Genomic DNA, 13,157 nt, shown 5'->3' on the forward strand with positions numbered 1-13,157 from the left:
CGAGGCCGGACACCAGAACACGAATAGTGGCCGTTTGATAAAAAAGTTCTAGATTTATTCTTCAAACCATTAATATAGTTATATACCGTCGCTGATGCCCGTGGCGTCTACCTGCTTTGAGGGATTCATATGAAGCTTCAACAATTGCGCTACATCTGGGAAGTGGCGCACCACGACCTCAACGTTTCCGCTACAGCCCAAAGCCTTTACACGTCGCAACCGGGCATCAGTAAGCAGATCCGTCTGCTGGAAGACGAATTGGGGGTCGAGGTTTTCGCTCGCAGCGGCAAGCACCTGACCCGCGTCACCCCGGCCGGCGAGCGAATTATCACCACCGCCGGCGAGATCCTGCGCAAGGTTGAAAGCATCAAGCAGATCGCCCAGGAATTCTCCAACGAGAAGAAAGGCACCCTGTCGATCGCCACCACGCACACCCAGGCGCGTTATGCGTTGCCACCGGTGATCAGCAATTTCATCAAGCAATACCCGGACGTTGCCCTGCACATGCACCAGGGTTCGCCGATGCAGATCGCTGAAATGGCCGCTGACGGCACCGTGGATTTCGCCATCGCCACCGAAGCGCTGGAACTGTTCGGTGATCTGGTGATGATGCCGTGCTATCGCTGGAACCGCTGCGTGGTCGTGCCCCAGGGCCACCCGCTGACCAAGCTGTCGAAGCTGACCCTCGAAGCCCTGGCCGAATACCCGATCGTGACGTACGTGTTCGGTTTCACCGGCCGTTCGAAGCTCGACGAAGCGTTCAGCCATCGTGGCCTGACACCGAAAGTGGTGTTCACCGCCGCCGACGCCGACGTGATCAAGACTTACGTTCGCCTGGGTCTGGGCGTGGGCATCGTGGCGAAAATGGCGGTCGATGCCAAACTCGATAGCGACCTGGTCATGCTTGATGCCAGCGACTTGTTCGAATCCAGCATTACTAAAATCGGTTTCCGTCGCGGCACGTTCCTGCGTGGCTTCATGTGCGACTTCATCGAGAAGTTCGCCCCGCACCTGACCCGCGAAGTCATGGCCAAGGCCATTCAGTGCCACAACAAGCAGGAACTGGAAGAGCTGTTCGACGGCGTCGAACTGCCGGTGCATTAATCGTTAAACGTCTTGCCTAGACCACCTCGGTAACAGAAAACTGTTGCCGAGCACCCGCCACCAGAATCTCCACCTCGTCCCCTTCGAACTTGCCCAGCAGACTCTTGCCCAGCGGTGAGCGAGGGGTGATGACGGTAATCCATTGCCCCACCAGGTCGACTTTCAAACCCGCCGCGTCGGGGGCCAGAAACAACCATTGCTCACGACCCTTTTCGTCTTCCAGACCGAGCAGGGCACCGACTTCGATGCCGCGCTGATCGTCGTAAGGCCGCAGCGTCAGGTTCTGGCAAAGCGTCAGTGACTGCCTGATTTCCTCCACCCTTTTGGCTTGCCCGGCTGCCAGGTAAGAAGCCTCCAGACCCAGCGTGTCGTACTTGTTTTCGGCGATGTTTTCTTCGTGGGTCGCGGTTTCGTAAGCGGTTTGTGCGGCACGCTCGGCGATGTCGAGGTCGATCCGCAGCTTGTCGAGAATCAGTTGGTGGACGGTCGGCTTGTGCATAAAGAGCTTCTTGATCAATCGCAGAATTGCAGGACGTTGGCGCGGCTTTTTTCGCTCGGCGCAGTCTGGTCCTGTTGCAGCCAGAACTGGCATTTCGGGTTGGACAGATTGCGGCCGGTGCTGCGGGCCTGATCCATTCGTTGCTGCTGCTCGTTCTTGCGCAGGTTCTCTTCGTACCGTTCGAACAACGGGCTCTGAGGCGGAATGTCCGGCACCGGTTGCACCACCACCGGTGGTTTGGCCAGTTGCTGCACGGCCTCTGCCACGGGCGCCAGCTGCTCGCTGAACAACAGTCGGGAGGCGAGCCAGCACGTCAGCGCGATCGCGATAAACCCCAGCCACACACCCAGGGCAATGCTGCCGGTCAGTTGCAAGGCGTTGAGCTGGATCGGCAACGGGCGGCGCGGGTTGGGACGGTAGGGCATGGCTGCCTCCTGGCGGGTGGTCGCGGGCGAGTGGCGATTGTCGCATGAAGATTAATCGCCGTCGGCTCTTCTGCACGGGGTAATTTATGAGGACAATCGGCGCCTTTGCCAACGGGAGCCTGGAATGCGTGAAATGAAAGCCCGCTGGGATATTTTCTGCGCGGTGGTCGACAACTTTGGCGACATCGGCGTGACCTGGCGTCTGGCCCGACAACTGGTGGCCGAACATTCGGTGACGGTGCGTTTGTGGGTCGATGATTTGCGAGCCTTCGAGCGCTTGTGCCCGGAAATCGACATCAACGCCTCACAGCAATGGCAGCAGGGCGTCGAAGTGCGCCAGTGGACGGCCGACTGGCAGCCCACTGAAGCCGCTGATGTGGTGATCGCCGCGTTCGCCTGCCAATTGCCGAGTGCTTACATGGAGGCCATGGCCGAGCGGGAAAAACCGCCGCTGTGGATGAATCTCGACTATCTGAGTGCCGAGGACTGGATCGTCGGCTGCCACGGCTTGCCGTCGGTGAAGTACAAGAGCGTACAAAAATTCTTCTTCTTTCCGGGGTTTCAGAAGGGCACCGGTGGCTTGCTGCGTGAAAGCGGATTGCTTGAGCGTCGTCAGCAGTTTCAGCAAAACCCCGAGGCTCAACGAGAATTCCTGCAAGGTTTGGGGATTGATCGCGCGCAAGGTGCGCAGTTGATCTCGCTGTTTGCCTACGAAAATAACGGGCTGGCCAGTTGGCTCAAGGCAATGGCTGCCGACTCGACGCCCACTCATCTGCTGGTGCCTGAAGGTCGGATTCTTGGGGATGTCGAACGTTGGCTCGGTGTGGACGGTCTGGTGGCCGGCGCGGTGCATGTGCGCGGTGAATTGACCGTGCAAGTGCTGCCGTTCGTCCGACAGGATCAATACGATCACCTGCTCTGGTGCTGCGATTTCAACGCCGTGCGCGGTGAAGATTCCTTTGTCCGCGCTCAATGGGCGGGCCGGCCGCTGCTCTGGCACATCTATCAGCAGGACGAAGACATCCATCTGGACAAGCTCGACGCCTTCCTCGCTCTGTACACCAAAGGCCTGTCCGAGCCTGCCCGCGAGGCGATCAGCGGTCTTTGGCGAGCATGGAATGCGGGTGACAATATGAGCGGGCACTGGCAATCGACCCGAAAACACTGGCCAGAACTGCAAAAACACGCCGAAGCGTGGTGTCTGGAACAGGCTTTGCAGGCAGATCTTGCCGCAGCGCTGGTACAGTTTTATGTAAATTGGATATGATACGCGGCCTAGATTTTTGTAAATCCCATCCAAATTCGGATATTCGCAATGAAAACTGGTAAAGAACTGAAACCCGGTACCGTGATCCGTCTCGAAAACGATCCTTGGCTGGTTCAGAAAGCTGAATTCACCAAGTCTGGTCGTAACAGCGCGATCATGAAGACCAAGCTGAAAAACCTGCTGACCGGTTACAAGACCGAGATCGTTTACAGCGCTGACGACAAACTGGACGACGTAATCCTCGACCGCAAAGAAGCGACCCTGTCCTTCATCAGCGGCGACACCTACACGTTCATGGACACCACCGACTACACCATGTACGAGCTGAACGCTGAAGACATCGAAGCCGTTCTGCCTTTCGTTGAAGAAGGCATGACCGATGTTTGCGAAGCGATCTTCTTCGAAGAGCGTCTGGTTTCCGTAGAACTGCCGACCACCATCGTGCGCGTAGTTGACTACACCGAAGGTTCGGCTCGCGGCGACACTTCCGGCAAGGTGATGAAGCCTGCCAAGCTGAGCAACGGCACTGAGCTGCAAGTTGCTGACTTCATCGAAATCGGTGACAAGATCGAGATCGACACCCGCGAAGGCGGTTCCTACAAAGGCCGTGCTAAATAAGCACAGCTTCAGGAATGAAAAGGCCCGACCATTGAGTCGGGCTTTTTTGTACCTGCATTTCAGGTCCAGCAATGAACCCTTGTGGGAGCGGGCTTGCTCGCGAAGGCGTTGTGTCAGGCAACATTTATGTCACTGACAATCCCTCTTCGCGAGCAAGCCCGCTCCCACATTTTTACTGCGTTATTTCTTCAGGTGTTGCTTGAGCTCTTCGGACGCTTGCAACATCGCCGAACGCACCGCCGGCACCTGGCTCACAACGTTAAGCAAACCATAGTCGTGAATCATGCCGTTGTAGCGCACGGCCGTGACCGGCACCCCAGCTTCGTCGAGTTTGCGGGCGTAGGCTTCACCTTCATCGCGCAACACATCGGCGCCGGCAGTTTGCACCAGTGCAGGTGGCAGACCCTTGAGTTGCGCGGTGGTTGCCCGCAATGGCGAGGCGTAGATCTCATTACGCTGTTTGGCATCGGTGGTGTAGTTGTCCCAGAACCACTTCATCATGTTTTTGGTGAGGAAGTGCCCCTCGGCAAACTGGTTGTAGGACGCCGTCTCGAAGCTGGCGTCAGTCACCGGCCACAGCAGCACCTGGAACCTGATCGCCGGCGTGCCCTTGTCTTTGGCCATCAGCGCAACCACTGCCGCCATATTGCCGCCGACGCTGTTGCCGGCCACGGCCAGACGTTTGCCGTCGACGTTGATCTCTTTACCGTGCTCGGCCACCCATTGGGTTGCGGCGTAAGCCTGGTTGATCGCCACCGGGTAATGCGCTTCCGGTGACGGGGTGTAATTGACGAACACCGCCGCCGCCCCCGAACCGGTAACCAAGTCCCGAACCAGACGTTCATGGGTCGGGAAATCCCCCAGCACCCAGCCGCCGCCGTGGAAGAACATGAACACCGGCAGCGGACCTTTGACTCCGGCCGGCCGGACGATGGTCAGGCTGAGCGGTTGGCCGTCGACTTGAATGGTTTTCTCGCTGACATCAGCTTTTGGCAGCGTCAGTTTCACCCCGGCCTGCGCGCCGACCAGCACGGCGCGGGCTTCTTTAGGCGTGAGTTGTTCCATCGGTTTGCCGGTGCCGGCGTTCAGAACGTCGAGGAACGCTTGGGTGTTGTGTTCAACACCCTCACCTGCAAACGCGCTGTGGATGGACAAGGCGAGAAGGGTGCCGGTCAAGACTTTACTGAAAGTGCTCATGTTCGTTTCCTGGTTCGGGCCTGGGAATCAGCGGTTAGACGGTAACGTGCAGGCGCACATCGACATTGCCACGGGTGGCGTTGGAGTACGGGCAGACCTGGTGGGCAGCGTCGACCAGGCTTTGTGCATCGGCTTGTTCAAGCCCCGGCAGGCTGATGTGCAGGTCGATGTCCAGGCCGAAACCGCCAGGGATCTGGCCGATGCCAACGTGGGCGGTGATCGAGGCGTCGTTCGGGATGGTGCGTTTGGTCTGGCTGGCCACGAATTTCAGTGCGCCGATGAAGCAGGCGGAGTAGCCGGCGGCGAACAGTTGCTCAGGGTTGGTCGCTGCGCCGCCGGCACCGCCGAGTTCTTTGGGTGTGGCGAGTTTGACGTCGAGGATGTTGTCGCTGGAAACCGCACGACCGTCACGGCCGCCGGTGGAGGTTGCGATAGCGGTGTAGAGAGTTTGCATGGTGTGAGCCTCATTCGGAGTTGGGTGTTTTGCGCTAAATGTTTGCGCGCTAAGTAAGTGCGAAGTAAATGTAGCTCGCGAATATTTAGCGCGCAAGATAAATTTTTGAAAAAGTTTTGGTTTGGGGAGGGGGCGCTGATTGGATGTATTGAGTTAGAGCCGTTGCAGCAGGATTTTCAGCGAGGAATTTTTTTACGGGGGGGAATGAAGCAGAAGGCACACCACAAAACAAATGTGGGAGCGGGCTTGCTCGCGAATGCGGTGTGTCAGTCAAGATCAATGTTGCCTGACACACCGCATTCGCGAGCAAGCCCGCTCCCACAGGGGATGTGTGGTGGTTTGGGGATTAGAGACTGTTCTGCAGATTACTGCGCAGCGCTTGCAGCTCCGCTTGCAGTTTCTGCAGTCTCTCCAGCGTCATCCCGCTGGCGCCGAGGATGCACTGGGGAATACCGCGCGCCCGCTCCCGCAATGCACGACCCTGTTCGGTGAGTTCGACAATCACCACCCGCTCGTCTTCACGGCTGCGGGTGCGGCTGAGTAAACCTTCGACTTCCAGGCGTTTGAGCAACGGCGTCAATGAGCCAGGATCGGTCAGCAGGCGCGTGCTGATTTCGCCTACGGTCAAACCGTCCTGTTCCCACAACACCATCATCGCCAGGTATTGCGGATAGGTCAGGCCCAGTGCTTGCAACAGCGGCTTGTAGACTTTGGTCATCAGCAGCGAGGTGGAATGCAGGGCGAAGCAGGCCTGATTATCCAGCAGCAGGTCGTCGCAGTTATCCGGGGTCTTGCGCTCGGTGGTCATTTCGAAGCCTTGATCAGTGATCGTCATAAATCTAGCGGGCGAATCTTTAATGCACCAGACAATTCTAGCCTAGTGTCGGTCGAGGGTACTTTGCAGCGCCAGATCCCACGGCGGGATCGGGCTGAAGCGGGTTTTCAGGTATTCGAGCAACAAGCGACTGCGGGGATTGGGTTGTTGCTCAAGGCGCAAGGCATAAATACCGGTCGTTTCCGGTGGTGGCAGGCCGTGTTCGCAGAACAGCGGAAGCAGTTCACCGCGTAACAGGTATTCGCTGGTCAACCAGGTGGGCAAGTGCGCGATACCCAGGCCGGCCAATGCGCCGCAGACCAAAGCCTCGGCGTTATTGGCACTCATGCGGATGCGCGCCGGGCGGTGCAAGTGCATCTGCCCGTCCCGTTCGAAGCGCCAGGCGAACGGCGGGGCCAGGCCATCCCAGTCGAGCCCGTCGTGTTCAATCAGCTGCGCCGGATCGGTCGGCACACCACGTCGTTGCAAATACTCCGGGCTGGCACAGGCAATGCGCACCATGCTCGCCAGCGGCGTGGCCACCAGCCGGGTATCGGCCATTTGCCCGGCGCGAAGCACCAGATCGACCTTGCCCAGATTCAAACCCTGCATGTCGACGAAACTGTCGATCAGGTGCAACTGCACGTCGAGGCCGGGGTAGAGCATCAGAAAATCGGCAATCACCGGCGCCAGATGCCGTCGTCCGAACGCTGCCGGTGCATCGATCCGAATCAAGCCTTCCGGTGCGTTGCTCAAGGATACCGCCTCAGCCCGGGCCAGCCGCAGTTCAGCCACGATCCGCCGCGCGCGCTCGGCAAACGCCAAACCCGCCGGGGTCGCGCGCACCGCGTGGGTGCTGCGAATGAACAACTGGCTGCCGACGGCGTTTTCCAGGCTGTCGATGCGCCGGGCCACCGCCGAAGGGGTCAGCGGGTGCCGGCGGGACGCGGCGGAAAAACTGCCGGTTTCCAGCACGTCGAGGAACAGACCCAGCTGTTCGGTCAATTGATTGGGGTTCATGGTGTTGTCAGCGCTTGTGCGAAATTGGCATAGCCATTGTGCGTTGCTGTGCGTTTCCCCGCCAGCGCCGACTGCGTAGGATGAATAGCCTGACGTGAAGGGAAAATCGCCTGTGATTGAGTTTTTGATGTACCTGATGTTTGGCGCCGCCCTCGGAACCCTCGGTGGGTTATTCGGCATTGGCGGCGGGTTGATCGCGATCCCGTTGCTGGGCGTGTTATTCGGCCTCGATCAGCAGATTGCCCAGGGCACGGCGCTGGTGATGGTGGTACCCAACGTGATGTTGGCGCTGTGGCGTTATCACCAGCGCAACCGGATTGAATTGCGCCATGCGCTGCCATTGGCGTCGATGGGGTTCTGTTTTGCCTGGATCGGCTCGATCTGGGCGGTGGGCATTGATGCGCAAACCATGCGGGTCGGATTTGTTGCGTTCCTGATTGCCTTGTCGGCCTACAACCTGGTGCGAATGTTCGTCGCCAACGCGCCGGCGTCTGCGCAGATGAATTATTCATGGCCATGGCTGGGCGTGCTCGGCGCCGCCTCCGGGACCATGGGCGGGTTGTTTGGCGTGGGCGGGGCGGTGGTGGCAACGCCGGTGCTGACCAGCCTGTTCGGCACCAGTCAGGTGGTTGCGCAGGGTTTGTCGCTGGCGCTGGCGTTGCCGAGTACGGGCGTCACGCTGGTGACTTACGCGGTGCACCATCAGGTGGACTGGATGGTCGGCCTGCCCTTGGCGGTCGGCGGTCTGATGAGCATCAGCTGGGGCGTGAGGATCGCCCACGCACTGCCGGAGCGACTGCTGCGTGGGTTGTTCTGCGGCTTTCTGGTGCTCTGCGCGGTGATGCTCGCCCTTAAAGTTTGAAGCCTTCGACGATGTGTTCGGCCAGGCACTCAGTGATCGGCGACGGGTTGTGCAGGTTGCGCACCAGCATGATGCTGGCCTCGGGTAGAGTCGGTAGGTCTTCGGCTTCACCGAGAATGCGCATGTCCGGGGTGACCAGGCTTTCCAGCTGTGCGGTCACCGCCAGGCCGGCGCTGACCACCGCCATGATTGCCGACAGGCTGTCGCTGTTGTACGCCACGCGGTAATCGCGACCCATGGCATCCAGTGCATTGCAGGCCCATAAGCGGCAGAAGCAATCACTGTTGAACATCGCCAGCGGCAGCGGCGTTTGCTCATGGGCACTGAAACATTGGGCTTCGGCCCAGACGAAATGCTCCTTGCGCAATAGTTGGCCAATCTCGTTGCCTGGTTCACGGGTGACGATGGTCAAGTCCAGGTCCTGGCGCAGCAGCAATTGTTTTGATGATTCGCAGTGCACCTCAATCTGGATCAGCGGATACGTCTGGGCAAATCGCCGCAGAATCCCCGGCAAAAAACGCATCACGTAATCGTCCGGCGTACCGATGCGCACCATGCCGACCATGTGCGGCTCGCGCAAGGTGTTGAACACCTCGCTGTGCAGCTTGAGGATGCGTCGGGCATAACCCAGCAGTACCTGGCCCTCAGCCGTCAGGCGCACCTGCCGACCGTCGCGCTGGAATAGTTGACGCTGCAACACATCCTCTTCCAGCCGCTTCATCTGCATGCTCACGGCGGACTGAGTGCGGTTGACCAACTCGCCAGCCCGGGTAAAACCGCCCTGGTCAGCGATGGCGACAAAGGTGCGCAGCACTTCGGTGTCGATACTTGGGAAGGCGGACATTCATCAATCTCCGAGATGTGTTACATCAGAAACATTCGTTGGATTGATCTTAGCCCCAGCGCGACACTTGAGCCATCCAAACGGAGGGCAACAAGATGAAAGGTCAACATGAGTATCCAGCAGTAGAAAAGCACTCGATCCACCTGGTATCCGATCTGCTGCACAAATTCAGTCGCTGGTACGAACTTCACCGGGAACGCGAGTTGTTGGCGAGTCTGAGCGATGAAGCACTGAAGGACATCGGCATGAGTCGTGCGGATGTGGAGTTCGAGTCGGTCAAACCGTTCTGGAATGACCCGATGCACAAATGAGTAATGCACAACTACACAAACCGTCTCCCAGTGAGGTAGGTTGCGAGCAGACAAGGAGATGCTCATGCCCGCAACACTGTCCTTTTCCATCAAACAGGCTCGGCGTCTGGCGCTGGCCGCCCAAGGATTTAACGGGCGCCAGCCGCCAGCGGCGATCAAACCGGTTCAGCTCAATCGTCTGATCGAGCGGCTGGGCATTCTGCAGATCGATTCGGTCAATGCATTGGTGCGTTCGCACTACCTTCCCTTGTTTTCCCGCCTCGGCAATTACTCATCCGACTTGCTCGATCAGGCTGCCTGGAGTTCGGGCCGGCGGCGCACGCTCTTCGAATATTGGGGGCATGAAGCCTCTTTGCTGCCCTTGTCGATGTACCCGTTGATGCGCTGGCGCATGCTGCGTGCGACCCGTGGTGAAGATATCTACCAGCAACTGGCACGTTTCGGGCGTGAGCAGCAGGACACGATTCGCCGGGTGTTGGCCTCGGTTCAGGACCTGGGCGCGCTGGGTGCCGGAAGCCTGTCGACCCGTCAGGAACGGGCAGGGCCCTGGTGGGACTGGAGCGCGGAAAAGCATGCGCTGGAATGGTTGTTCGCCGCCGGTGAAGTGACCGTGGCCGGGCGTCGCGGGTTCGAGCGGCTTTATGATCTGCCGGAGCGGGTGATTCCTTCGGCGATTCTTGCGCAGCCGCTGTTGAGTGAGGCCGAGGCCCAGCGCGGCCTGTTGCTGCATGCCGCGACAGCGTTGGGCGTCGGAACAGAAAAAGACCTGCGGGATTACTTTCGCTTGAGTCCAGGTGATGCCCGTCCGCGCTTGGCGGAACTGGTGGAAGCGGGTGAATTACTGAGCTGTGAAGTCCAGGGCTGGCGGCAACCGGCCTATTGTCTGCCGGAGCCGAAAGTGCCGCGCAAGGTTGAGACTAGCGCTTTGCTTTCACCCTTCGACTCACTGATCTGGGAGCGCAGTCGCACCGAGCGCCTGTTCGATTTCCGCTATCGGCTGGAGATTTATACGCCGCCGGACAAGCGGGTCTACGGCTATTACGTGTTGCCGTTTTTGCACAACGAACGGATTGCCGCGCGGGTGGATCTGCGCGCCGAGCGGGCGTTGGGCAGGCTGGCGGTGCATGCTGTGCATGAGGAAGAGCCGGGGCTGGATGAGGAGGGGATGCTGGCGTTGGCGGTCAATCTGCGGCGGATGGCGGATTGGCTGGGGCTTGAGCGGGTTCAGTTGAATTGCCCGCGGGCGAGTGCGGCGCGGTTGCGGGTGGCATTGGCCATTATTGGTGGTGACTGAGCTGACGCCTTCGCGAGCAAGCCCGCTCCCACAGTTGACCGAGCTGTCCAAACGGACGCGGTCTAATGTGGGAGCGGGTTTGCTCGCGAAGGGGGCGCTGCGATTTAACGGCGGACTTGCTTCAACGTCTCGGCAATGAGAAACGCCAACTCCAGCGACTGATCGGCATTCATCCGCGGGTCGCAATGGGTGTGATACCGATCCGACAACCCATCTTCGGTAATCGGCCGCGCCCCACCAATGCACTCGGTGACATTCTGCCCGGTCATCTCGATGTGGATGCCGCCGGCATACGTGCCTTCCGCTTCGTGAACCTGGAAGAACTGCTTCACTTCGCCAAGGATCTGCGCAAAGTCGCGGGTCTTGTAGCCGCTGCTGGCCTTGATGGTGTTGCCGTGCATCGGGTCAGAACTCCACAGCACTTGCTTGCCTTCGCGTTGCACGGCACGGATCAGTTGCGGCAGGTGATCGCCGACCTTGTTCGCACCCATCCGCGCAATCAGGTTCAGACGACCCGGATCGTTGTCCGGGTTGAGCACGTCGATCAGGCGAATCAGGTCTTCGGGGTTCATGCTCGGGCCGACTTTGACCCCGATCGGGTTGTTCACGCCACGCAGGAACTCGACGTGAGCGCCGTCGAGTTGACGGGTGCGGTCGCCGATCCACAGCATGTGCGCCGAGCAATCGTAGTAATCGTTGGTCAGGCTGTCGCGGCGTACGAAGGCTTCTTCGTAGTTCAGCAGCAACGCTTCGTGGGCGGTGAAGAAACTGGTTTCGCGTAGTTGCGGCGAGCTGTCCATGCCGCAGGCACGCATGAAGGCCAGGGTTTCATCGATGCGATCGGCCAGGTGGCTGTACTTCTCGGCCAGCGCCGAGTTGGCGATGAAGTCCAGGTTCCACTTGTGCACCTGATGCAGGTCGGCAAAACCGCCCTGGGCGAAGGCGCGCAGCAGGTTCAGGGTCGCGGTGGACTGGTGGTAGGACTGGAGCAAGCGCTCCGGGTCCGGCACGCGGCTTTTTTCGTCGAAACCGATGCCGTTGACGATGTCGCCACGGTAGGCCGGCAGGGTCACGCCGTCGATGGTTTCGTCGTTGGCCGAACGCGGTTTGGCGAACTGCCCGGCCATGCGCCCGACCTTGACCACCGGGCAACCGGCAGCGAAGGTCATGACGATCGCCATTTGCAGCAGGACTTTAAAGGTGTCGCGGATTTTCGCGGCGGAGAACTCGGCGAAGCTTTCGGCGCAGTCGCCGCCCTGCAGCAGAAACGCGCGGCCCTGGGTCACTTCGGCAAACTGACGGCGCAACTCCCGGGCTTCACCGGCAAACACCAGCGGCGGATAACTGGCCAGCGTTTGCTCGACGTGCAGCAAATGCGCTGCGTCGGGGTATTGGGGTTGTTGCTGGATCGGCAGGGCGCGCCAGCTGTCAGGGCTCCAGGGTTGGCTCATCACGGTCTCTAGTGTTTTACGCTCGGACGGTCATGTTATCAGCAATTAGTGCGTGACCTGTTCCCGTCGCTTCGCGGACAATCGCGCTTTTGCCGCGCCACTCCGCGGTTTTATTGCGTTGCCGGGCCCGGTGACGATCAGGAGACGAAATGACTGAGGAGCGCGTCGAGCATCTGCTCGCCGAGGTACAGGATGAGTTCGGCGTGATTCGCGTGCTGGAAGTGGCCGATTACCGTTTTCTCGAGTTCGGTGATGCCATCGAACAGAGCTGCGTGTTCACGGCTGACCCGAGCTGGCTCGAATACGATTACACCCGGGCGATGCTGATTGGCGCGTTGTGCCACGAGCAGCCGGAAAGCGCGCTGTTCCTCGGCCTCGGTGCTGGCACTCTGACCCAGGCCTGCCTCAAGTTCCTGCCGCTGGAGGACGTCGAAGCCATCGAGCTGCGCCCCGACGTGCCACGCCTGGCCATTGAATACCTTGGGCTGGATGACGATCCGCGGCTGTACATCCGGGTGGGCGATGCGCTGGAACTGCTCGATACCGCTGAGCCGGCGGACCTGATTTTCGTCGACCTCTATACCGATGTCGGGCCGGGTGTCGGGCATCTGGCGTGGAATTTCCTGGAAAACTGTCAAAAACGCCTGAACCCAGGTGGCTGGCTGGTGATCAATCAGTGGGCCACCGATGATGGCAAACCGTTGGGCGCCGCATTGTTTCGCGGGCTCTATCACCGGCATTACTGGGAACTGCCGGTGAAGGAGGGCAATGTGATTCTGCTCGTGCCTTCGGAGCTGGATCAGGAACTGGACATGGACGGCTTGATCGCCCGCGCCGAAGGGCTGGCGCCGCGGTTGGGGTATTCGTTGCAGTCGTTGATCAAGGCAATCCGCCCGGCGACTTGAGTGGAAGTCTGTGACGGCCCCTTCGCGAGCAAGCCCGCTCCCACAAGGGATAGCGGGTGAAGACTGAAATCAGGGACTGGCCCCGAACACAA

General features: G+C 59.6%; 15 protein-coding genes. 7 read left to right on the forward strand and 8 right to left on the reverse strand.

The window, feature by feature from the left end; translation table 11 throughout:
* Positions 1-129: 129 nt before the first annotated feature.
* Entirely contained in the window at positions 130-1,104 is a 975-nt protein-coding gene (gene cysB, locus ASC74_RS06815) for an HTH-type transcriptional regulator CysB (RefSeq protein ID WP_008148549.1), read from the forward strand.
* 16 nt (positions 1,105-1,120) lie between these two features.
* Here the strand turns inward: cysB and ASC74_RS06820 are convergent, their stop codons facing one another.
* Complete coding sequence (locus tag ASC74_RS06820; RefSeq protein ID WP_056740335.1) at positions 1,121-1,603, reverse strand: GreA/GreB family elongation factor; 483 nt, start codon at positions 1,601-1,603, stop codon at positions 1,121-1,123.
* A gap of 14 nt (positions 1,604-1,617) precedes the next feature.
* Positions 1,618-2,028 carry a hypothetical protein gene (locus ASC74_RS06825; RefSeq protein WP_056740336.1) on the reverse strand — a complete coding sequence of 137 codons (411 nt, stop codon included), beginning with the start codon at positions 2,026-2,028 and terminating at the stop codon, positions 1,618-1,620.
* Positions 2,029-2,152: 124 nt separating this feature from the next.
* Here ASC74_RS06825 and earP point away from each other — a divergent pair, with 124 nt between their 5' ends.
* Both earP and ASC74_RS06835 read left to right on the forward strand, forming a co-directional pair.
* Positions 2,153-3,295 (forward strand): elongation factor P maturation arginine rhamnosyltransferase EarP, encoded by a 1,143-nt coding sequence (gene earP / locus ASC74_RS06830; RefSeq protein WP_056740337.1) that lies wholly within the window; start codon positions 2,153-2,155, stop codon positions 3,293-3,295.
* 48 nt (positions 3,296-3,343) lie between these two features.
* Positions 3,344-3,913 (forward strand): elongation factor P, encoded by a 570-nt coding sequence (locus tag ASC74_RS06835; RefSeq protein ID WP_028619992.1) that lies wholly within the window; start codon positions 3,344-3,346, stop codon positions 3,911-3,913.
* 180 nt (positions 3,914-4,093) lie between these two features.
* Here ASC74_RS06835 and ASC74_RS06840 read toward each other — a convergent pair whose 3' ends face one another.
* The 4 genes from ASC74_RS06840 to ASC74_RS06855 form a co-directional block, all read right to left on the reverse strand.
* Positions 4,094-5,110 carry an alpha/beta hydrolase gene (locus tag ASC74_RS06840; protein ID WP_056740338.1) on the reverse strand — a complete coding sequence of 339 codons (1,017 nt, stop codon included), beginning with the start codon at positions 5,108-5,110 and terminating at the stop codon, positions 4,094-4,096.
* 34 nt (positions 5,111-5,144) lie between these two features.
* Complete coding sequence (locus ASC74_RS06845; protein ID WP_027925717.1) at positions 5,145-5,564, reverse strand: organic hydroperoxide resistance protein; 420 nt, start codon at positions 5,562-5,564, stop codon at positions 5,145-5,147.
* A gap of 346 nt (positions 5,565-5,910) precedes the next feature.
* A complete protein-coding gene (locus ASC74_RS06850; protein WP_056740460.1) occupies positions 5,911-6,372 on the reverse strand; it encodes a MarR family winged helix-turn-helix transcriptional regulator in 462 nt (153 codons plus the stop codon).
* 69 nt (positions 6,373-6,441) lie between these two features.
* Positions 6,442-7,398, reverse strand: a complete 957-nt coding sequence (locus ASC74_RS06855) for a LysR family transcriptional regulator (RefSeq protein WP_056740339.1) — start codon at positions 7,396-7,398, stop codon at positions 6,442-6,444.
* Between the two features lie 112 nt (positions 7,399-7,510).
* Here ASC74_RS06855 and ASC74_RS06860 point away from each other — a divergent pair, with 112 nt between their 5' ends.
* A complete protein-coding gene (locus tag ASC74_RS06860) occupies positions 7,511-8,260 on the forward strand; it encodes a sulfite exporter TauE/SafE family protein (RefSeq protein ID WP_056740340.1) in 750 nt (249 codons plus the stop codon).
* Here the strand turns inward: ASC74_RS06860 and ASC74_RS06865 are convergent.
* On the reverse strand, positions 8,250-9,104 hold the full coding sequence (locus tag ASC74_RS06865) for a LysR substrate-binding domain-containing protein (protein ID WP_056740341.1): 855 nt from the start codon (positions 9,102-9,104) through the stop codon (positions 8,250-8,252). The genes ASC74_RS06860 and ASC74_RS06865 overlap by 11 nt on opposite strands.
* A gap of 95 nt (positions 9,105-9,199) precedes the next feature.
* Here ASC74_RS06865 and ASC74_RS06870 point away from each other — a divergent pair, with 95 nt between their 5' ends.
* Both ASC74_RS06870 and ASC74_RS06875 read left to right on the forward strand, forming a co-directional pair.
* Complete coding sequence (locus tag ASC74_RS06870) at positions 9,200-9,415, forward strand: DUF1127 domain-containing protein (RefSeq protein WP_033057173.1); 216 nt, start codon at positions 9,200-9,202, stop codon at positions 9,413-9,415.
* Positions 9,416-9,479: 64 nt separating this feature from the next.
* Positions 9,480-10,709, forward strand: coding sequence for a winged helix-turn-helix domain-containing protein (locus ASC74_RS06875; RefSeq protein ID WP_056740342.1), 1,230 nt, complete (start codon positions 9,480-9,482; stop codon positions 10,707-10,709).
* Positions 10,710-10,813: 104 nt separating this feature from the next.
* On the opposite strand, the gene ASC74_RS06880 is transcribed toward ASC74_RS06875, so the two are convergent.
* Positions 10,814-12,160 carry a class II 3-deoxy-7-phosphoheptulonate synthase gene (locus ASC74_RS06880; RefSeq protein ID WP_056740344.1) on the reverse strand — a complete coding sequence of 449 codons (1,347 nt, stop codon included), beginning with the start codon at positions 12,158-12,160 and terminating at the stop codon, positions 10,814-10,816.
* A gap of 149 nt (positions 12,161-12,309) precedes the next feature.
* On the opposite strand from ASC74_RS06880, the gene ASC74_RS06885 reads away from it, so the two are divergent.
* Complete coding sequence (locus ASC74_RS06885; protein WP_046047519.1) at positions 12,310-13,065, forward strand: spermidine synthase; 756 nt, start codon at positions 12,310-12,312, stop codon at positions 13,063-13,065.
* Positions 13,066-13,157 lie beyond the last annotated feature (92 nt).

It is taken from the genome of Pseudomonas sp. Root329 (genome assembly GCF_001424925.1).
In the GTDB taxonomy this organism is placed as follows: domain Bacteria; phylum Pseudomonadota; class Gammaproteobacteria; order Pseudomonadales; family Pseudomonadaceae; genus Aquipseudomonas; species Aquipseudomonas arabinosi.